We start from the raw sequence: 18,996 nt of genomic DNA on the forward strand, positions 1-18,996 counted from the left end.
TCCTTACTTGGTTTCGGTGGCCGGCTGCGCTGCCGGTGCCGCCTCGGCGGTGGCGGCCGCATCCGGGGCCGGGCGCGCCTTGACCACGCGCACGCCACGCGCCTTCATCCAGGCATCGAACTCCTCGGCGGTCATGCGCTTGCCGTTCTGGCTCATGTCAAAGCGCCACGGCGTGTTGTCGAACTCGGTCTGCGGCTTGTAGGCGGCCGGGTCATTGGCATTGATCGCCGGGCGGGCCGGGATCGCGCTGGCGACGTTGTTGCAGCTTTCCACGCGCAGGCGCATCAGCACGCGGTCCAGCGACTGCTCCTCGCCACCGGCCGAACTCAGCACGCCGGACGGCATGCCCAGCTGGCCCGGTCGCACGTACAGCTCCGAGGCAACCGGGGCGATCACCGTGGCCGGCAGCGGAGCAGGCTGCATCGACGGCGCCGAGCAATCCACTGCTGCGTGGGCGGCCGGCACAGCGGCCAGCACGACGAGACCAGCCAGGGCGATACGCAGCATCAGCAATTCCATTAGCGAAGAGAACGCGGCGAGTGTAGGCAGCCCCCGCACCGCTTTCAACCGCTACGTGCAGCTGTCTGCGGCTGACTGCGATCCACGTCATGCCATGCACGGTGCCGGCGCAAAAAAACAAGGCCCGGCTTTCGCCGGGCCTTGCATTGCATCAAGTGAAGCGTCCGATCAGTTCTGGACGTTCAGCTCGGTGCGGCGGTTCTTGGCGCGACCTTCCGGGTTGTCCGAACCATCAGCATTGGTGTTCGGAGCAATCGGACGGCTCTCGCCGTAGCCGATCGGGCCCTGCAGACGCGAAGCCGACACACCGTTGGTGGTCAGGTAGTCGTACACGGCCTTGGCGCGGCGCTCGGACAGCTTCTGGTTATAAGCGTCGGTACCCTTCGAGTCGGTGTGACCGGCAACTTCAACGCGCAGATCCGGGTAACGCTTCAGGATCTCGGTGGCCTCGCTCAGGATCGCAACAGCGTCCGGACGCAGGGTGGCCTTGTCGAAGTCGAAGTTCACGCCCTTCAGGTCGATGGAGACCGGCACCGGGCAACCGTCCGGACCGATGGTCTGACCCGGCTGCGAGTTCGGGCACTTGTCGTCGCAGTTGTTGACGCCGTCACCGTCGTCATCCAGGTCAGCGCAGCTCGGAGCAACCGGAGCCGGTGCCGGAGCAACAGCAGCAACCGGGGCCGGGCCCAGCGGGATCACGACGCCGACCGAAGCCAGCACGTCGCCGAACCAATCCTGGTCGTCGCCAGCCAGCGACGGAGCGATGCTCTTGTCGTCGAAGTCAGCGCGGTAGGCCAGTTCGGCACGAACGGCAACACGCTTTTCGAAGGTGGTCTGCAGACCGACGCCGACCTTGGCGGCCAGGTTGCCGTCCTTGCGGTCCAGCAGGTTGCCGGCCTGGGTCAGGTACTCTTCTTCAGACTTCTGGTAGCCCAGGCCTGCCAGCAGGTACGGGTTCCAGCCACGGCCTTCCTGGATGAAGTGGCGACGCAGGTCCAGCGAGACGCCGTACTGCGACCAGTTCTGGTCCTGGTTCTTGTCGAAGTTCGGGTTCTGGTAGTTCAGCTCACCGTCCAGCGACCAGTTCGGGCTGATGAACTTACCCAGGCCCAGCGTGGCGAACGGGGCATCGTTGGTGCCGCGATCGCCGTCCTGGAAGTTGAAGCCGGCCGAACCGGTCAGGTACCAGCGGTCGTCGAATTCCTGGGCCGAAGCGGCCTGGGCGAAAGCCAGACCACCGAGCAGTGCGGCGGTAAGGATCTTCTTGTTCATGAAATACAGCTCCTTGTTTCGGGGGTATGAAACCGGTAGAGGCATGGTCCAGCACAGCGATATCGTTCGTCGCGTTCAGAGACGGCCGTTTCCGCACGCCATCGCGGTGCACATTATGCGCTGGGCCGTGAAGGCGATGTTAACGGTCATATAACAAATTGCGCGACCACCAGACCTCTACGTGTCCGGCTGAGCGCACCGTATACAGCTTCATCAACCCGTGCAAGAGCCTGACACAGCAGGGTTTCCCGGCTTTTTGCTGCAATGCGGTCAATTTCGTCCGTTAAGCCCGTGAAAATACTGGAATGCCGTCGCAGTTACCGCCAGCTGAACCGTTTGCTGAGTATGATCCGGCGATCCCCCCTGCAACGGAACTTTCCCGCATGAAAGCGATCGGCCTGACCCGTTACCTGCCCATCGAAGATCCCGATTCGCTGCAGGACCTGTCCGTGGACCCACCTGCCAGCCCGCAGGGACAGGACATCCTGGTCCAGGTACAGGCGGTATCGGTCAATCCGGTGGACACCAAGCTGCGCGCGCCCAAGGCCGGTGAGGAAAGCCCGGCCCGCATCCTGGGCTTCGACGCCGCCGGCACGGTGGTGGCGGTCGGCCCGGAGGTCACCGCGTTCGAGGTCGGCGACGAGGTGTACTACGCCGGTGACGTGACCCGCCCCGGCTGCGACGCGCAGCTGCAGCTGGTCGACGAACGCCTGGTCGGGCGCAAGCCCACCACGCTGGACTTCGCCGAAGCCGCCGCGCTGCCGCTGACCACCCTGACCGCCTGGGAGCTGCTGTTCCAGCGCATGCCGTTCCAGCTGGATGGCCGCCGCAATGCCGGCAGGACCCTGCTGGTGATCGCCGGCGCCGGCGGCGTCGGCTCGATCGCGATCCAGTTGGGCCGGCATGCCGGTTTCACCGTGGTGGCGACCGCCTCGCGCGAGGCCAGCGTGCAGTGGTGCCGGCTGATGGGGGCCGAACACGTCATCGACCATCGCCAGCCGCTGGCCCCGCAACTGCGGGCACTGGGCATCACCCAGGTGGACGCGGCACTGAACCTGGCCGACACCGACCTGTACTGGCAGCAGCTCGGCGAGCTGCTGGCGCCGCAGGGTCATGTCGGCCTGATCGTCGAGCCGTCCGGCGCGCTGCGCATCGGCGACCCCTACAAGGCCAAGTGCATCGGCATCCACTGGGAAATGATGTTCGCCCGTGCCCGCTTCCGCACCGCAGACATGATCGAGCAGCACCGCATCCTGACCCGCGCTGCCAGCCTGATCGATGCCGGCGAACTGCGCACCACGCTGACCGGGCGGCTCGGCAGCATCAACGCCCGGAACCTGCGCCAGGCGCACCAGCAACTCGAGTCCGGCCGCACCATCGGCAAACTGGCGCTGGAAGGCTGGGACTGACCCCGCCGCGTTGCAGCCTGCCAGGCGGCGTCGCCGGACGATGCCGCCTCCCCTCCTGCAGGGCCGTCGCACGCGCGGCGGCCCGCCACTGGTCGACGTCCATGCCCCGCCTGTTCTTTCCCCGCCTGCTGCAACTGCTGCTCGGGCTGTTCCTGTTCGGCATCGCCTCTGCGCTGATGATCCGTGCCAGCATCGGCATCGCCCCGTGGGACGTGCTCAGCCAGGGCGTTTCCCTGCGCAGCGGGCTGTCGTTCGGCTGGGTCACCAACCTGATCGGCGTGGCAGTGCTGCTGATGTGGCTGCCGCTGCGCCAACGCCCCGGGCTGGGCACGGTACTCAACGTGCTGCTGATCGGCCCCAGCGCGCAGCTCGGCCTGAACCTGCTGCCGCCGGCCAGTGGCCTGGTCTGGCAGGTCCTGCTGTTCGCCGCCGGCCTGCTGCTGATGGCGCTGGCCACCGGCCTCTACATCGGCGCCCGATTCGGCCCGGGCCCGCGCGACGGCCTGATGACCGGGCTGCATGCACGTACCGGGTGGCCGATCTGGAAAGTGCGCACCTTGATCGAAGCCAGCGCGCTGCTGCTGGGATGGTGGCTGGGCGGCAACGTCGGCTGGGGCACGCTGGCCTTCGCCGTATTCATCGGCCCCCTGTGCGGGCTGACCCTGCCGCTGTTCGATCGCCAGCGCGCGCTGTCCCCTGCCGCGGACGGCCGCCGGGCCTGAGCCCGTTCGCGCGGCATTGCCCAAGGCAACACACCGGACCTCAGCGCCGCTTCTGCAGCACCTGGTCGCGGATGTACCAATCGCGCAATGCCACCCCGGCGGCGACGCGGCGTGCGCGGGCCGCGCTCGCCGCGTCCGGTGCGACGCCTTCGACGGCCAGGTGACGGGCGTCCTTCCACGCATGCAGTTGGGGGGTGGCGAGCGGCCACAGCACGCCCTGCGGAATGTACAGGCGATCGAACTGGGCCAGTGCATCGCCGCCGTCCCCGGCGGCGCCCCACAGGTTGCGACCGGTGGCGAAGTACGACTGCCCCGGCAATGCCAGCGACACCACCGTCGGGATCAGGTCGGCATGCCCGGCGAAGGCGCGGGTATCGGGCACGCTGCCCGCGGGAGCGAAGGCCTGCGGCACCCGCAGCCAGGCGAACACGCGGTCCACGTCGACCTGCTCGGCCGGCAGGTCGTAGCGGTAGTGGGTCCGCAGGTTGTGGTCGCCGGCCGCGGCGATGATGGTGCGCTCGCCGAGCGGGCTTTCCCGCAACGTCTGCAGGAACGCACCGAACTCGTCGGCCTGGTACTGGTAGGTGGTCAGCATGCGCCGCAGCTCGGCGGTGTCGGGCAGCGCGCGCGGGCCCAGTGCCGCCGGATCCTGCGGCAGCGCGCGGTGCGCGGTGTCCAGTTGGAACGGCGGGTGGTTGCTGGTGGTCAGCAACACCAGGAACAGCCGCTCGCCATCGGCATCGGCCTTGGCCAGCAGCGCCTGGGCGAAACGGAACAGCCAGGCGTCATACAGGCCCCACTCGGTGCCATCGGCCTTGGGGAACTGCTGGCGGATGTCACGCGCGTCGTAGACGCGGTCGAAGCCCTGGCGGGTGAACGTGGTGCCGATCTCGCGCCAGTCGCTGCCACCGCCGTAGACGAAGGCGGTGCGGTAGCCGGCGCGCTTGAACGGCAACGCGGCGGAACTGTCGAAGGTGATGCGTGCGTTGCGGCCGACGGTCAGCGGCGTGATCGGCGACCCGAGCAGCAGGTTCTCCAGTTCCGGGTGGGTCCCGTTCTGGCCGGCGATGAAGTTGTCGAAACGGTAGCCATGGGCGAGCTCGCCACGCAGGCGTCCCAGCATGTCGTTGCCGGGGCCGTCGCTGTACAACAGGTCCTGGCCGAATGACTCCAGCAACCCGACCACCACGTGCGGCGAACTGGACAGCGGGCGCGGCGTGCCGGGCGCGGTCGGGAACAGCGCGGCCCGCACATGGCCCGGTTCACCGGAAGGCAGGCCCGCGGCGTGGGCCGCTTCCTGCAGGCTGGCGAAGCCGAGCCGGTGCACGCCGACCAGCGGGTCGGTGCCGACGTCGGTTTCCTTGGCGCGCACGCGTGCGGCGCGGTAGAGCGTCAGCGGCGCGTTGAGCACCAGCGCATTGACGAACGGGTCGGCCGAGACGGTGACGTCGCGACGCACCAGCGGGAAGGTCCCCACCGAACCGCGCGCCAGCAGCAGCAACAGCACGCACTGCACGACCAGCACGGCGGCCTTGCCCCAGCCACCGGACCCGGCCGGCCAGCGCAGGCCCAGCCATTGCCCCAGCCGCGGTACCAGCCAGCCCAACGCGAGGCCGGCAACCAGCAGGGCCAGCACGCCGGGGACGACCGGGTAATCGTCCCAGACGGTCTGCAGGATCGCCCCGGTATCGTCCTCGAACATGCCGAAGACGATCGGGTCGAACCGCGTCTTGTAGAAGGCGTAGTAGAAGTGCTCGCAGATGGACAGCAGCGCGAACAGCAGCAGGATCGCGACCAGCAGCCATTGCGCGCAGCGCACCGCCTGCTCGCGCCGGCCCGATAACCACAGCGGTGCGGCCAGCAGGGCCACCAGCAGCGCGGACACCGCGCCGGCCACCAGGTCATAGCGCATGCCCTGCCACAGCACCGGCCACAGCAGCTCGCTGCCCCGGCCCGCGCCGGCATAGGCCAGCCACATCGAGACCCGCGCCACCGCACCGAACATGGCAATCCCTGCCACCAGCAGCCACAAGCGCGGGAACAACCTCGCCCCTGCGGGCGAAGAAATCTGTGTATTCAAAATAGTGACGCCCCTGTCCTGCCAGCGCTGGAACCCGGCCGGCCGGCACGGATTGTAATCCGTTGGCAACAACCATTTGCTAGGCAGGGCGCCTTCCCCGCCGGCGGTTCCGGCGGGGTGCCAGGGCGAGGATTGAGAAAAGGCGGTCTTGCCCCTCAGAATGGGGGCATTCCGTACGCAAGCGTATCCAAGATGACGCCAGCCACCGACACCGCCTATCCGCACCTGTTCGCACCGCTGGACCTGGGCTTCACCCAGCTCCGCAACCGCATCCTGATGGGCTCGATGCATACCGGCCTGGAGGACCACAGCCGCGACTTCCCCAAGCTGGCCGCCTATTTCGGCGAGCGCGCGGCCGGCGGTGCGGCGCTGCTGGTCACCGGCGGCTTTTCACCGAACATCGCCGGCTGGCTGGCGCCGTTCGGCAGCAAGCTGTCCTGGCCCTGGGAAGTAGGTCGGCACCGCCCGGTCACCGCGGCGGTCCACGCGCACGGCGCCAAGATCTGCCTGCAGCTGCTGCATGCCGGCCGCTACGCCTACCACCCGTTGCAGGTGGCCCCCTCGAAGCTGAAGGCACCGATCAACCCGTTCACCCCGCGCGCGCTGAGCAGTTGGGGCGTGGACCGCCAGATCGCCAGCTACGCCCGCGCCGCCCGGTTGGCCCGCGAGGCCGGCTACGACGGCGTGGAGGTGATGGGCTCGGAGGGCTACCTGATCAACGAGTTCATCGCCCCGCGCACCAACAAGCGCAGCGATGCCTGGGGCGGCGACGCCAGCAAGCGCATGCGCTTTGCCGTGGAGATCGTGCGCCGCATCCGCGAGGCCTGCGGCCCGGACTTCATCATCATCTACCGGTTGTCGCTGCTGGACCTGGTCGAGGACGGCAGCAACTGGGAAGAGATCCTGCTGCAGGCCAAGGCCATCGAAGCGGCCGGGGCCACGATCATCAACTCCGGCATCGGCTGGCACGAGGCGCGGGTTCCGACCATCGCCACCTCGGTGCCGCGCGCGGCGTTCACCGGCGTGACCGCCAAGCTGCGGCCGCACGTCAACGTGCCGGTGGTGGCGGTCAACCGTATCAACATGCCGGACGTGGCCGAACGGGTGCTGGCCGATGGCCACGCCGACATGGTCTCGCTGGCACGCCCGTTGCTGGCCGACCCGCACTGGCCGGCCAAGGCCCGTGCCGGGAAACCGGAGACCATCAATACCTGCATCGCCTGCAACCAGGCCTGCCTGGACCACATCTTCGTCAACAAGCGCGCCACCTGCCTGGTCAACCCGCGCGCCGCGCACGAGACTGAACTCGTCTACCGCCCGACCCCTGCGCCCAAGCGGGTAGCGGTGGTTGGTGCCGGTCCGGCCGGCCTGGCCTGCGCCACGGTCGCGGCCGAGCGTGGCCACCAGGTCACCCTGTTCGATGCCGCCGGCGAGATCGGCGGGCAGTTCAATGTCGCCAAGCGCATCCCGGGCAAGGAAGAGTTCCACGAGACCCTGCGCTACTTCCGCCATCGCCTGGCCGACACCGGCGTGGACGTGCGCCTGGACACCCGCGCCGACGCCGCCACGCTGGCCGGCTTCGACGAGGTCGTGGTCGCCACCGGCATCCTGCCGCGCCGGGTGGACTTCCCCGGTGCCGATCACCCGATGGTGGTGAGCTACCTGGACGTGCTGCTGGGCCGGGTCCACGCCGCCGACAAGGTGGCGATCATCGGCGCCGGCGGCATCGGCTTCGACGTCGGCGAGTTCCTGGTCCACGAAGGCCCTTCGCCGGCGCTGGACCCGGCACGCTGGATGGCCGAATGGGGCGTGGACCCGAGCTTCAGCAACCGGGGCGCGCTCACCCGGCCGCAGCCCGAAGCGCCGGCCCGCAAGGTCTGGCTGCTGCAGCGCAGCCCGGGCAAGCCCGGCGCGCGCCTGGGCAAGACCACCGGCTGGATCCACCGCGCCACGCTCAAGGCCAAGGGTGTGCAGATGCTGGGCGGGGTCGAGTACCTGGGCGTGGACGACCACGGCCTGCGCATCCGCGTGGATGGCCAGGAGCAGTTGCTGGACGTGGGCACCGTGGTGATCTGCGCCGGCCAGGAGCCACAGCGCAGCCTGGCCGCCGAGCTGCAGGCGCAGGGCCGCAGCGTCCACATCATTGGCGGTGCCGACGTCGCCGCCGAACTGGACGCCAAGCGGGCCATCGACCAGGGCAGCCGGTTGGCCGCGGCACTCTGAGGGGCCGTGCACGCCGGGCAACCCGTCCGGCGGCGCCGCGTCACCGGCCCGTGCGGCACGCACTGCCGTCTTTTCCGTGATGCAAAGCACAGTCACGGCCCGGGCGGTGGGGTCGAAAACGGTCCCGCCGGCCGGTTCCGGCCCCTGCAACAAACCTGAATGTCAAGAATCCGCATTCAGGAAAAGTTTGGGATCGCCCCCCTACCTTGCGCGCACTTCTCGCTCACCCACCAGTTCCGGTGAGCAAGGCGCGGCCCTCCCCGATCTGATCGAGGGCCGCCCACGGGGCGGCCCCGATGCCACGGCCGCCTCCCCATAACGCCAAGTCGCGGTTGTCCCTGGTTCCATCCGATATCCGGAACCCGGCGGCCGTGGCCCACACGGAGCAAGGAGATTTATGAAACTGGCCTGGATTCTCTGGCTGTCGCAGATGTTGCCGCAGCCGGCAGCCGACTCGTTGTGCCTGAGCACCACCGTTTACCTGGAAGCCCGCGACCAGACCCTGCGCGGCCAACAGGCCGTCGCCGAAGTCGCCCTGCGCCGCCTCGACAGTGGCCTGTGGGGGGACTCGATGTGCCAGGTGGTGACGGCACGCAAGCAGTTCGCCCCCACCCTGGTGGCACCGGGTACCCAACTGCGCAATGACGACGCCTGGGCCGAAGCCGTCGACGTGGCCTTCGCCGCCGAGCGCAACTGGGCGCTGCCGGCCGGGGAGCGCAAGGAGATCGTGCCGGGCGCCAGCCACTTCGCCGCCCACGCCATCGCCAGCCCGAGCTGGCGCAACGCCTACCAGGTGGCCACCATCGGCGGGCACACCTTCTATAAGGTGCAGTCGCTCAAGCCGCGTTCGTCCTGAGCCCGCGTCCCAGCGTCCGGACAGTGCGTGCCACCGCGCCATCACCGGTCATTCCCCGGTTGTGGCGATAATGCGGGTCCATTCCTTTCCTCCAGGACCCGCATGAAGCTCTACACCAAGCCAGGCGCCTGCTCGCTGGCCGACCACATCACCCTGATCTGGTCCGGCCTGCCGTTCGAGGCGGAGGTTGTCGACTACGCCACCATGAAGTCGCCGGAATTCCTGGCCAGGAACCCGGCCGGTGCGGTGCCGGTGCTCGAGGACGACGGCTGGGTGCTGACCCAGAATGCCGCCATCCTGCACTACATCAGCGGCAAGGCCCCTCAGGCCGCGCTCGATGGTGGCAGCGACCTGCGCACCCGTGCCGAAGTGGACCGTTGGCTGTCCTTCGTCAACGCCGACGTTCATCCGGCCTTCCACCCGATCTTCGGTTCGACCAAGTACCTGGGCGACGAGGCGGCCATCGCGCTGACCCAGCAGAACGCGCGCGAGAAGCTGCGCGGCTACTTCCAGCGCATCAACGATCGCGTGGCACAGGTCGACTGGCTGGGCGGCACCCCGCGCCCGTCGATCGCCGATGCCTATGCCTTCGTGACCCTGCGCTGGGCCCGTGGCACCAAGGTCGACCTGAGCGGCCTGGACGCACTGGACCGCTATGAGCAGCGCCTGCGCGCCGACGCCGCGGTGCAGGCCGCGATGCAGGCCGAAGGCCTGAGCTGAGCCCCGCGCCACCACGCACATCACGGGCCGCCGGTACAGTTGCCGGCGGCCCGTTGCGTTTTCGGCGCCCGCGCCGGCTCAGCGCACCGACACCGTCATCATCAGCTGCGGCGTCTGCCGGTAAAGGGCCGGGTACTGCTGCCTGAGCGCCTCCACCTTCGGCAGGTCGTTGATGCGCACGTACAGCGCATCCGGATGCAGCGCGAGGTAGTTCTGGTGATAGCCCTCGGCCACGTAGAACGCCTTGCCTCCGTCCACGCGGGTGGCCAACGGCGCGGGGAACACGCCACTGCGCTGCAGCTGCGCGATGTACGCCAGGCTCGCCGCACGCATGCCCGCATCGTCGGCATAGATCGCCGAACGGTACTGGCTGCCATGGTCCGGCCCCTGCCGATTCAACTGGGTCGGGTCGTGCACCACCGAGAAGAACACCTGCATCAGCTGCGCGTAACTGACCTGGGCCGGGTCATAGGTGACCTGCACCGCTTCGGCATGGCCGGTGCTTCCGCTGCTGACCCGCGCATAGTGGGCGTCGGCAGCGCTGCCACCGATGTAACCGGACACCGCGCTCTGCACGCCCTTCACGTGCTGGAACACGCCCTGCACGCCCCAGAAGCAGCCACCGGCAAACACCACCCGGGCGTGCCGCATGCCAGGCTGGTGCAGGTCCGCCGCGCCGGCGGCGGCCGGCACCGGGACCTTGGCCGGCGCCGCCTGCACCGGCCGGCCCATGCCCAGCGCCATCGCCACCAGCAGGCCGGCAACGGCCATCGCGATGCCGCCGGCCACCCATTTTTCCGTTGCGATCTTCATCGTCTGCTCCCGGTTCAACCAAAGGTGAAGGCGTAGGCACGCACGTCCGGATCCTGGAATTCGATCTCGAAGCTGCGTTCCTGGACATCGCCGTGTTGGCGGATCAACTGGTACAGGCGGTTCTCGTCGACCACGCCCTCACCGCTGGCCGATACGTCGCCACCGGCGTCGGCGCCCGGGGCCTTGCCATCGATGCGCACGCGGAAGCGCACCGGATGGGCCGGGTCGCGGGGCGCCAGCACCAGATGCAGGTCACGGGCATGGAAGCGGAACACGATGCGACCGCCGCGCTGCTGCAGCTGCGCGTCTTCGCCCTCCACTTTCCAGCGGCCGGCGAGCGCCCACTGGTTGAGCTGCAGCGACGTCGGCGCCCGGTAGTCAGCCACCTGGCCGGGCTTCTGCCCGCCCGGCGAGGCAAAGTGCTCGGCGCGCGCATGGCCGATGTAGGTTTCCGGCGACCGCAGGTTGTCCATGTCCGCCTGCAAGGCCACGCCTTCCTGTGCGCCACCCATCATGGTCGGCGCCTCGCCGGGCAACGGGTTGCCCGCCTCGCGCAGCAGCTGGCGGATGATCTGCTCGGAGTTGGCGTAGTCGCCCTCACCGAAGTGGTGGGCACGGATGCGCCCCTGCGCATCGATGAAGTAGTGCGCCGGCCAGTAGTGGTTATCAAAGCCGCGCCAGATCGCGTAGTCGTTGTCGATGGCCACCGGATAGGTGATGCCCAGTTCCTTCACCGCACGCTCCACGTTGTCGCGGTCACGTTCGAAGGCGAACTCCGGTGCATGCACGCCGATCACCACCAACCCGTGGTCGCGGTAGCGCCCGGCCCACTGCCGCACGTACGGCAGGGTGCGCAGGCAGTTGATGCAGGAATAGGTCCAGAAATCGACCAGCACCACCTTGCCGCGCAGCGTTGCTGCCTCCAGCGGCGGGCCGTTGAGCCAGGCCGTTGCACCGGCCAGCGAAGGCAATGCGCCCTCGACCGGCAGTGCCGCACCCGCGCCGGGGTCAGCGGCCATCATCATCGCCGGCCCCGCCCCGCTGGCAGGCGTGTGCCAGCGGTCCAGCAGGCCCTGCTCCAGCCGGGTGGTACTGGGCGTGGAGGCACGGGTCAGCAGCCCGGTGTCCCAGCCCATCGCGATCGCAACCACCGCCAGCAATGCCGCCGCGCCCAGGCCCCGCCGGATCCACTCGCTGGTCCCCAGCCGCCGCTTCAATGCCGCGAACACGCGCCCGCCGACCCACACCGCCAATCCCAGCGCAGTGGCCGCGCCCAGCGCATAGGCCAGCAACAGCCCGGAGGTGCCGGCATTGGCGCCCTGCAACGCCGCGCCGGTCAGGATCAGGCCGAGGATCGGCCCGGCACAAGGCGCCCACAACAGGCCAGTGGCCACGCCCAGCAGCAGCGAGGTCATCACCCCGCCCCGGCCGGCATCGGCGGCACTGTCAGCCACCGTGCCCAGCCGCGCGCCCAGCCGCTGCAGCGGCGACAACAGGCGGTCGGCCAAGGCCGGCCACAACAACGCCAGCGCGAACAGCGCCATCACCACCAGCGCGATCCAGCGCCCGACCTGGTTGGCCTGCACCACCCAATGGCTGCCGACCGCCGCCAGGCTCGCCACCACCGCGAACATCAACGCCATCCCCAGCAGCAACGGCAGGCCGCTGCGCAGGAACGGCCGGTCGGCCCGGGCGAACACGAACGGCAGCACCGGCAGGATGCAGGGGCTGAGCAGGGTGAGCACGCCACCCAGGTAAGCAAGCACGAACAGGAGCATGGAGGAATCCTTGTCGGGGAACGTAGACGGCGCTCAGGCCGCCATGAACTGCAGGGCCACGCCGTTCATGCAGTAGCGCAGGCCGGTCGGGCGCGGGCCGTCATTGAAGACATGGCCGAGATGGCCCCCGCACCGGTGGCAGTGCACGGCCGCACGCACCATGCCGAAGCTGGTGTCGCGCGCCTGTTCCACCGCGCCGTGCAGCGGTGCCCAGAAACTGGGCCAGCCGGTGCCGCTGTCGAACTTGGTGGCCGAGGAAAACAGCGGCAGCGCGCAACCGGCGCAGGCAAACGTGCCGCGCCGATGCTCGTCGTTGAGCGGGCTGCTGAACGGCCGCTCGGTGCCCTGCCCGCGCAACACCGCGTACTGCCCCGGCGTCAGCAGCTGCCGCCATTGCGCGTCGCTGTGCATGACCTCGAAGCGGTGCCCGGTGGCGGCGGTCGCCGGCGCGGCACGGCCGCAGCCACTGAGGCCGAACAGGCTGGCCGCGGCCAGGCTGCCACCGATGCCCAGCAATCTGCGACGGGTGAGGGACATGGCCAATCTCCTGGCAGGGATGATGTGCCCATGCTGTGCCCGCGACGGTCAACGAATCCTCACGCAGAGTTAAATTTTCCGTGACACATCGCCGCCGCTATCCATCGACAATGGCGCCATCTCCCCGCTGGCTCCGACCTGCCGATGAGCAGTGCAAAACGTGTCCTGATCGTCGAGGACGATGCCCACATCGCCAACCTGCTGCGCATGCACCTGCGCGACGAAGGCTATGACGTCACCCACGCAGCCACGGGTGACGAAGGCCTGCGCCTGCTCGAGGACCAGCAATGGAGCGCGCTGGTGCTGGACCTGATGCTGCCCGGTGTGGACGGGCTGGAGATCTGCCGGCGTGCGCGTGCGATGACGCGCTACACGCCGATCATCATCACCAGCGCGCGTGCCAGCGAGGTGCACCGCATTCTTGGCCTGGAACTGGGCGCCGACGATTACCTGGCCAAGCCGTTCTCGATGCTGGAACTGGTGGCACGGGTCAAGGCGCTGCTGCGCCGTGTCGAAGCCATGGCGCAGAACGCCCGCATCGATGCCGGCGAGATCGAGACCGCCGGCGTCCGCATCGACCCGGTGGCACGCACCGCCCAGGTGGACGGCACCCCGCTGGACCTCACCCCGCGCGAGTTCGACCTGCTGTACTTCTTCGCCCGTCACCCGGACCAGGTGTACTCGCGCATGGACCTGCTCAACCAGGTCTGGGGCCATCGCCACGATGGCTACGAACACACCGTCAACACCCACATCAACCGCCTGCGCAACAAGATCGAACGCGACCCGGCCGAACCGCGGCGCATCCTCACCGTGTGGGGGCGCGGCTACAAGCTGGCCAGCGACGACGGGAGCACGGCATGAACCGGCTCACCCTCTCCCAGCGCCTGTCGGTGGTGTTCTGCGCATTGCTGCTGGTGTGCTGCGGCGCGTTGGCGTGGATACAGATGCGCAGCACGCGCATGCACGAGCAGGAAACCGTGCAGCGCCTGTCGCGCGGCCTGGCCGAGCACATCGCGCGCCGCGGCGAATTGATGGATACCGGCGGCATGCGCGAAGGCGAGGTCCGCGCGCTGTTCGGCAAGCTGATGGCGGTCAACCCCAGCGTCGAGGTCTACCTGCTCGACGACCAGGGCCGCATCCTCGGCCACGACGCGCCGGATGGGCACCTCAAGCGCGACCGCGTCGACCTGGCCCCGGTGCAGGCGCTGCTGGCTGGCGCGGCCTTGCCGATCCTCGGCGACGACCCGCGCAGCCTCGGCGGGCGCAAGGTGTTCAACGCCGCGCCGCTGGTCGTGCAGGGCCGCCAGGTCGGCTACATCTACGTGGTGCTGGTCGGCGAACAACACGAGGCATTGGCCGCGAACGTCGCCGCCAGCACCAGCCTGCGCACCACGTTGTGGTCGCTGGCCATCGTCGCGGGGGTCGGCCTGCTCGCCGGCGTGATCGCCTTCCGCTGGGTGACGCGGCCACTGCGCCAGCTCACCGATGACATCCAGGCCTTCGACATGGAAGCCGGCGCACCGGCCAGGCTGCCTGCACCGCGCGCCCCGCGGCCGGGCGAGCGCGATGAACTCACCATCCTGCAGCACAGCTTCACCCACATGGCCCAGCGCATCGGCGAGCAATGGCAGCAACTGCGCCAGCAGGACCTGCAACGACGCGAGCTGGTCGCCAACATCTCGCACGACCTGCGCACGCCGCTGTCCTCGCTGCATGGCTATCTGGAAACGCTGGCGCTCAAGGACGCCACGCTCAGCCCCGAGGAACGCCAGCGCTACCTCGCCATCGCCCTGTCACAGAGCAACAAGGTCGGCCGGCTGGCGCAGGCACTGTTCGAATTGGCGCGGCTGGAGCACGGCGGCGTGGTGTTGGACCTGCAGGCGTTCTCGCTGCCGGACCTGGTCCAGGACGTGTTCCAGAAATTCGAACTGGCCGCGCAGGCGCGCCGGCAATCGCTGCGCGCCGGGATCCCGGCCGGGCTGCCCGCCGTGGAGGCCGACCTGGGACTGATCGAGCGCGTGCTGACCAACCTGCTCGACAACGCCATCCGCCACACGCCGGAAGGCGGGCACGTGCAGGTGACCCTGCAGGCCGTTGCCGGCGAGGTCCAGGTCAGCGTTTCCGATACCGGCCCGGGCATTGCCCCGGAGCGGCGCGCGCAGTTGTTCAGCACGCCGCCGGCACTGGGCAGCCAGCGCCCGGACAGCGGCGGGCTGGGTCTGTTGATCGTGCACCGCATCCTTCAGTTGCACCACCGCCGGATCACGCTCGCCGACAGCGACGAAGGCGCGCGCTTCGAGTTCTCGCTGCCGGCCGCCGGAAGGCACCCGCGCCCGTCCGGCAACTGACCGCCGTCCATCGCCGGCGGCCATGCCTCAACCAATCTCGCGGATCACCTCACCCTGCCCGTCGCGCAACAGCGTCGGCCGTACCTCCACCTGCAAGCGTCCGCCCGGCAGCGGGTAGAGGCCGCGCTCGGGCCGCACGCTGGCCAGCATCGCCGCCAGGCTGGCATCGGACAGCACGCAGCGCACACTGTCGACGTCACTCTGGACATCGTCGGCGACACCCGGCTCGAAGCGCCACTGGCGGTCATTGGCCAGTATCAGCAGCGGTTTGTCGTGATGCAGGCGCAACGGCAGCAGTTCCAGCACGCTGGCGACCTGGCCGGCGCCCAGCACCAGCGTGGTCAGTGGCCCTTCGACCGACCAGTCCAGCATCTCCACGAACAACATGCCGGTGCTGGAGCCTTCCCGCTGGCTGCCTGCCTCCAGTTGCGCCGCCACCGCCGGATCCTCCAGCAGCGAGGGCCGCGCCAGCTCGGTGATCCACAGCGGCATCGCCGGCAGGAACACGTCCAGCACGCCCTGCGTGGACCAACGCTTGACCGCCGCCATCTCCTCGTCGGTCAGGCCGACCAGCTGCAGGAACGCGAGCCGGCCGTTGGCGCTGGGGATCGGCGGCAGCTGCGGGTCATTCACGAATGCCAGGTGGCGCAGCTGGGTCGGGCTGTCCAGCGCGATCGGGCCATTGGCATCGAGGTGGTGCCCGGCTTCGAACACGTTGCCACTGCTGAACACATAGCGCGCGAGGTTCTGCAGCAGGTTCATCGGCCAGCTCGGCGGGGTGCCTTCACGGTGTTCGCCAGGTTCGGCGGCCAGCCGGAAGGTCAGCTCGAAGCCGAAGCCGCTTTCCTCCAGATCCTCGCTCTGCTTGTCGTACAGCTCGGAGAACCCATAGGTGACGTAATGCCAGTGCGGCTGCGGCGCATCGTTCCAGTAGATGCTGATCCCATCCAGCGGATCATTGCCACCGAGCGTATGCGACACCACGGTGCCGTAGTGCTTTGGCTCCTGCCCCGGGTACAGCGCCGCCAACGCGGCGTTGATGGCATCCCATCCCGCAGTGCTGATCCCGCCGTTGTCCTGCTGGTCCATGCCTGCTGCTCCACTGGGTACGAGCGGCCATGATAGTGCCCGTGCGGTGGATCGCCGGCATGCGGCGCGGCCGTCCGGCCGCGCGGCGGTCAGGCCAGTACCTTGGCGCGCGTCTCTTCCAGCCAACGGCTGGCGAATGCCGGGCTCTTGGCCTTGCCCAGCGCACCGGCCACGTCCGGCCACAGCTGTTCCAGCCCAGGTGCATCGCGGCAACGGTCGATCCTGAGCTGAATCATGTAGCCCTTCAGGCCCAGGTGCTTGCGTACCGTTTCGGACATCCAGTCACGCAACTGCTGGTAGCGCAGCGGATCGTCGCCCAGATGGCTGGTCAGCGGAGCCACCGGCGCCGCCGGTGCCCGATCGACGCTGCCACCGACCACTTCGATCAGCCCCAGCGCCGAGAGTTGTTCAAGCACGTCATCCGGCGCACGCAGCCCCAGCGCCATCTGCCGCAGTTCGTTGCCGTCACGCTGCCCGTCCACCAGCAGCAGTACCGACCGCAACCCTGCGGCCAGGCGCAGGCCACGGTTCTCGATTTCCTGGCGGCCAGCGGCCGTCTTGGCATGGATCAATGCCATTCCCCCTCCTCGGTTGTGCATCGCAAACACGGCACGCGCCATTGACCCGGGGCCCCCGCCCCGGATCCGCTTACCTGTACACGTACCGCCCCCTTGCGATCGCCGCCCTTGCGGCCCACCGGCCCGGCTGCGCTAGGTCCCCAGCGCGCGGCGGATTTCCTCCAGAGCGCCCGGGTCGTCGAGTGTCGACAGGTCCCCCGGGTCGCGCCGTTCCGCCAATGCCTGCAACGAACGCCTCAGCAGCTTACCCGAACGCGTCTTGGGAAGCGCATTGACGATATGCACGTGGGCCGGACGGGCCACCGCTCCCAGCGAGCCGGTCACCCGTTGCACCATCTCCGCGGCCAGCCCCTCGACCTCCTCGGCCGTGGCGGCCTGCTTCAGGGTGACGAACACCAAGGGCACCTGGCCCTTGAGCTCATCGTGCACGCCGATCACCGCCGCCTCGGCCACCCGGGGATGCCCGGAGATGGCCTCCTCGATCTCGCGCGTGCCCAGCCGGTGCCCGGCCACGTTGATCACGTCATCGGTACGGCCAAGGATGAAGGTGTAGCCGTCCTCGTCGCGGATCGCCCAGTCCAGCGAGCTGTACAGCAGCTCCTTGAAGTGGCTGAAATAGCTCTTGAGGAAGCGCGCGTCGTCGTTCCAGACCGTGCTCATGCATCCCGGCGGCAGCGGCGGCTGGATCACCAGCACGCCCTTCTGGCCCGGTGCCACTTCCGCCCCGCTCTGCTCGTCGATCACCTTCATCCGGTAACCCAGGTTGGGGAAGCCGGGGGAGCCGAACTTCACCTGCTTCATCTCCAGCCCCGGCAACAGGGTCAGCGCCGGCCAACCGGTTTCGGTCTGCCAGTAGTTGTCGATCACCGGCTTGTGCAGCGCACCGCTGATCCACTGCGCGGTCGGCTCGTCCAGCGGCTCGCCGGCCAGGAACAGGTACTTCAGCTCGGACAGGTCGTGGCGATGGATGAAGTCCACGTCGTGCTTCTTCAACACGCGGATGGCCGTGGGCGAGGAGAACATCGTGCGCACGCCGTACTGCTCGCACAGCGCCCACCAGATACCGGCATCCGGATGGACCGGCAGGCCTTCATACAACAGCGACGTGCAGCCACCAATCAGCGGCCCGTACACGTTGTAGGAATGCCCCACCGCCCAGCCAACATCGGACGTGGAGAACATCACCTGCCCCGGCGCGCAGTCGAACACCGTGCGCATCGACTGCGCCATCGCCACCGCATAGCCCCCCACGTCACGCTGCACGCCCTTCGGCTTGCCGGTGGTGCCCGAGGTATACAGCAGATAGCTGGGCTCGTTGGATTCCAGCCACTCCACCGGCACCTCCGCCTCACCCACCTGCGCGCGCAGCGTGGCGTAGTCCTCGTCACGGCCGGGCACCTTCGGCTCGGCGGCATCCAGCCCGCGCGAGACGATCAGCACCTTCGGCGGCGGGGCCTGCGCTTCCGCACAGGCGGCGTCGACCATCGGCTTGTAGGGGATCACCTTGCCGCCGCGCATGCCGGCATCGGCCGCGATCAGCAGCTTCGGCTGGGCATCGTCGATGCGCAGCGCCAGGTTGTGTGCCGCGAAGCCCCCGAACACCACCGAATGCACCGCGCCGATGCGCGCACAGGCCAGCATCGCGAACACCGCCTCGGCCATGTTCGGCATGTAGATCACCACCCGGTCACCACGGCCGACCTCCAGCCGCTTGAGCACCGCGGCGAAGGCGTTCACTTCGCGGTACAGCTCGCGGTAGGTGATCTCGCGGGTGATGTTGGTCTCGGTGGAAATGGCGACCAGCGCCAGCTGGTCGGCACGTTCGGCCAAGTGTCGATCGACCGCGTTGTAGCAGAGGTTGGTTTCACCACCGACGAACCAACGCCGGAACGGCGGATTGGAGTAGTCCAGGATCTGCTGCGGTGGACGATGCCAATGGATCGCCTTGGCCTCCTCGGCCCAGAACGCCTCCGGCGCTTCGATGGAACGGCGGTAGATCTGCTCGTACTGCATGACACCCTCCGGAACCTGCCTGGCCTGAGCCGAGCA

At 68.7% G+C, this 18,996-nt stretch carries 16 protein-coding genes; 7 read left to right on the top strand and 9 right to left on the bottom strand.

The features are described from left to right. Nucleotides 1–3 precede the first annotated feature (3 nt). Nucleotides 4–507, bottom strand: a complete 504-nt coding sequence (locus ACIPR8_RS13870; RefSeq protein WP_192286573.1) for a hypothetical protein — start codon at nt 505–507, stop codon at nt 4–6. A 180-nt stretch (nt 508–687) separates the two neighbouring features. Beyond that, nucleotides 688–1,791 carry an OmpA family protein gene (locus ACIPR8_RS13875; RefSeq protein WP_192286574.1) on the bottom strand — a complete coding sequence of 368 codons (1,104 nt, stop codon included), beginning with the start codon at nt 1,789–1,791 and terminating at the stop codon, nt 688–690. Between the two features lie 383 nt (nt 1,792–2,174). Here ACIPR8_RS13875 and ACIPR8_RS13880 point away from each other — a divergent pair, with 383 nt between their 5' ends. Beyond that, entirely contained in the window at nt 2,175–3,200 is a 1,026-nt protein-coding gene (locus ACIPR8_RS13880) for a zinc-binding alcohol dehydrogenase family protein (RefSeq protein WP_446541385.1), read from the top strand. A 101-nt stretch (nt 3,201–3,301) separates the two neighbouring features. Next, entirely contained in the window at nt 3,302–3,922 is a 621-nt protein-coding gene (yczE, locus tag ACIPR8_RS13885; protein WP_192286576.1) for a membrane protein YczE, read from the top strand. 40 nt (nt 3,923–3,962) lie between these two features. Here the strand turns inward: yczE and ACIPR8_RS13890 are convergent, their stop codons facing one another. Beyond that, nucleotides 3,963–5,942 (bottom strand): LTA synthase family protein, encoded by a 1,980-nt coding sequence (locus ACIPR8_RS13890; protein WP_446541386.1) that lies wholly within the window; start codon nt 5,940–5,942, stop codon nt 3,963–3,965. A 252-nt stretch (nt 5,943–6,194) separates the two neighbouring features. Here ACIPR8_RS13890 and ACIPR8_RS13895 point away from each other — a divergent pair, with 252 nt between their 5' ends. The 3 genes from ACIPR8_RS13895 (at nt 6,195) to ACIPR8_RS13905 (ending at nt 9,801) form a co-directional block, all read left to right on the top strand. Beyond that, a complete protein-coding gene (locus ACIPR8_RS13895; protein ID WP_446541387.1) occupies nt 6,195–8,225 on the top strand; it encodes an oxidoreductase in 2,031 nt (676 codons plus the stop codon). A gap of 397 nt (nt 8,226–8,622) precedes the next feature. Next, nucleotides 8,623–9,081 (top strand): cell wall hydrolase, encoded by a 459-nt coding sequence (locus ACIPR8_RS13900; RefSeq protein ID WP_132862532.1) that lies wholly within the window; start codon nt 8,623–8,625, stop codon nt 9,079–9,081. Nucleotides 9,082–9,183: 102 nt separating this feature from the next. Next, the gene (locus tag ACIPR8_RS13905) at nt 9,184–9,801 is read left to right on the top strand and encodes a glutathione S-transferase N-terminal domain-containing protein (protein ID WP_192286579.1); all 618 of its coding nucleotides are present in this window, start codon (nt 9,184–9,186) and stop codon (nt 9,799–9,801) included. Nucleotides 9,802–9,879: 78 nt separating this feature from the next. Here the strand turns inward: ACIPR8_RS13905 and msrA are convergent, their stop codons facing one another. Genes msrA through msrB form a run of 3 tightly spaced genes read right to left on the bottom strand, consistent with a single transcriptional unit; the run spans nt 9,880 to nt 12,929 of the window. After that, nucleotides 9,880–10,614, bottom strand: coding sequence for a peptide-methionine (S)-S-oxide reductase MsrA (gene msrA / locus ACIPR8_RS13910; RefSeq protein WP_446541388.1), 735 nt, complete (start codon nt 10,612–10,614; stop codon nt 9,880–9,882). A gap of 14 nt (nt 10,615–10,628) precedes the next feature. Beyond that, the gene (locus ACIPR8_RS13915) at nt 10,629–12,392 is read right to left on the bottom strand and encodes a cytochrome c biogenesis protein DipZ (protein ID WP_446541389.1); all 1,764 of its coding nucleotides are present in this window, start codon (nt 12,390–12,392) and stop codon (nt 10,629–10,631) included. Between the two features lie 33 nt (nt 12,393–12,425). Beyond that, nucleotides 12,426–12,929 (bottom strand): peptide-methionine (R)-S-oxide reductase MsrB, encoded by a 504-nt coding sequence (msrB, locus tag ACIPR8_RS13920; protein ID WP_132862528.1) that lies wholly within the window; start codon nt 12,927–12,929, stop codon nt 12,426–12,428. Nucleotides 12,930–13,073: 144 nt separating this feature from the next. On the opposite strand from msrB, the gene ACIPR8_RS13925 reads away from it, so the two are divergent. Continuing rightward, nucleotides 13,074–13,793: a response regulator transcription factor gene (locus tag ACIPR8_RS13925; protein ID WP_132862527.1), complete on the top strand. Its 720-nt coding sequence runs from the start codon at nt 13,074–13,076 to the stop codon at nt 13,791–13,793. Then, the gene (locus ACIPR8_RS13930) at nt 13,790–15,280 is read left to right on the top strand and encodes a sensor histidine kinase (protein WP_446541390.1); all 1,491 of its coding nucleotides are present in this window, start codon (nt 13,790–13,792) and stop codon (nt 15,278–15,280) included. The genes ACIPR8_RS13925 and ACIPR8_RS13930 overlap by 4 nt, the downstream gene beginning before the upstream one ends. 27 nt (nt 15,281–15,307) lie before the next feature. Here the strand turns inward: ACIPR8_RS13930 and ACIPR8_RS13935 are convergent, their stop codons facing one another. The 3 genes from ACIPR8_RS13935 to prpE form a co-directional block, all read right to left on the bottom strand. Continuing rightward, nucleotides 15,308–16,369 (bottom strand): suppressor of fused domain protein, encoded by a 1,062-nt coding sequence (locus ACIPR8_RS13935; RefSeq protein WP_446541391.1) that lies wholly within the window; start codon nt 16,367–16,369, stop codon nt 15,308–15,310. Nucleotides 16,370–16,458: 89 nt separating this feature from the next. Further along, nucleotides 16,459–16,947 carry a hypothetical protein gene (locus tag ACIPR8_RS13940; protein WP_446541392.1) on the bottom strand — a complete coding sequence of 163 codons (489 nt, stop codon included), beginning with the start codon at nt 16,945–16,947 and terminating at the stop codon, nt 16,459–16,461. 132 nt (nt 16,948–17,079) lie between these two features. Continuing rightward, complete coding sequence (prpE, locus tag ACIPR8_RS13945) at nt 17,080–18,960, bottom strand: propionate--CoA ligase (RefSeq protein ID WP_446541393.1); 1,881 nt, start codon at nt 18,958–18,960, stop codon at nt 17,080–17,082. Between the last annotated feature and the right edge of the window lie 36 nt (nt 18,961–18,996).

This window comes from Stenotrophomonas sp. LARHCG68 (assembly GCF_052871705.1).

Coding starts and splice junctions, on each gene's coding strand:
- ACIPR8_RS13870 (WP_192286573.1), bottom strand. CDS start 507: ATGCTGCGTATCGCCCTGGCTGGTCTCGTCGTGCTGGCCGCTGTGCCG.
- ACIPR8_RS13875 (WP_192286574.1), bottom strand. CDS start 1,791: ATGAACAAGAAGATCCTTACCGCCGCACTGCTCGGTGGTCTGGCTTTC.
- ACIPR8_RS13880 (WP_446541385.1), top strand. CDS start 2,175: ATGAAAGCGATCGGCCTGACCCGTTACCTGCCCATCGAAGATCCCGAT.
- yczE (WP_192286576.1), top strand. CDS start 3,302: ATGCCCCGCCTGTTCTTTCCCCGCCTGCTGCAACTGCTGCTCGGGCTG.
- ACIPR8_RS13895 (WP_446541387.1), top strand. CDS start 6,195: ATGACGCCAGCCACCGACACCGCCTATCCGCACCTGTTCGCACCGCTG.
- ACIPR8_RS13900 (WP_132862532.1), top strand. CDS start 8,623: ATGAAACTGGCCTGGATTCTCTGGCTGTCGCAGATGTTGCCGCAGCCG.
- ACIPR8_RS13905 (WP_192286579.1), top strand. CDS start 9,184: ATGAAGCTCTACACCAAGCCAGGCGCCTGCTCGCTGGCCGACCACATC.
- msrA (WP_446541388.1), bottom strand. CDS start 10,614: ATGAAGATCGCAACGGAAAAATGGGTGGCCGGCGGCATCGCGATGGCC.
- ACIPR8_RS13915 (WP_446541389.1), bottom strand. CDS start 12,392: ATGCTCCTGTTCGTGCTTGCTTACCTGGGTGGCGTGCTCACCCTGCTC.
- msrB (WP_132862528.1), bottom strand. CDS start 12,929: ATGTCCCTCACCCGTCGCAGATTGCTGGGCATCGGTGGCAGCCTGGCC.
- ACIPR8_RS13925 (WP_132862527.1), top strand. CDS start 13,074: ATGAGCAGTGCAAAACGTGTCCTGATCGTCGAGGACGATGCCCACATC.
- ACIPR8_RS13930 (WP_446541390.1), top strand. CDS start 13,790: ATGAACCGGCTCACCCTCTCCCAGCGCCTGTCGGTGGTGTTCTGCGCA.
- ACIPR8_RS13935 (WP_446541391.1), bottom strand. CDS start 16,369: ATGGACCAGCAGGACAACGGCGGGATCAGCACTGCGGGATGGGATGCC.
- ACIPR8_RS13940 (WP_446541392.1), bottom strand. CDS start 16,947: ATGGCATTGATCCATGCCAAGACGGCCGCTGGCCGCCAGGAAATCGAG.
- prpE (WP_446541393.1), bottom strand. CDS start 18,960: ATGCAGTACGAGCAGATCTACCGCCGTTCCATCGAAGCGCCGGAGGCG.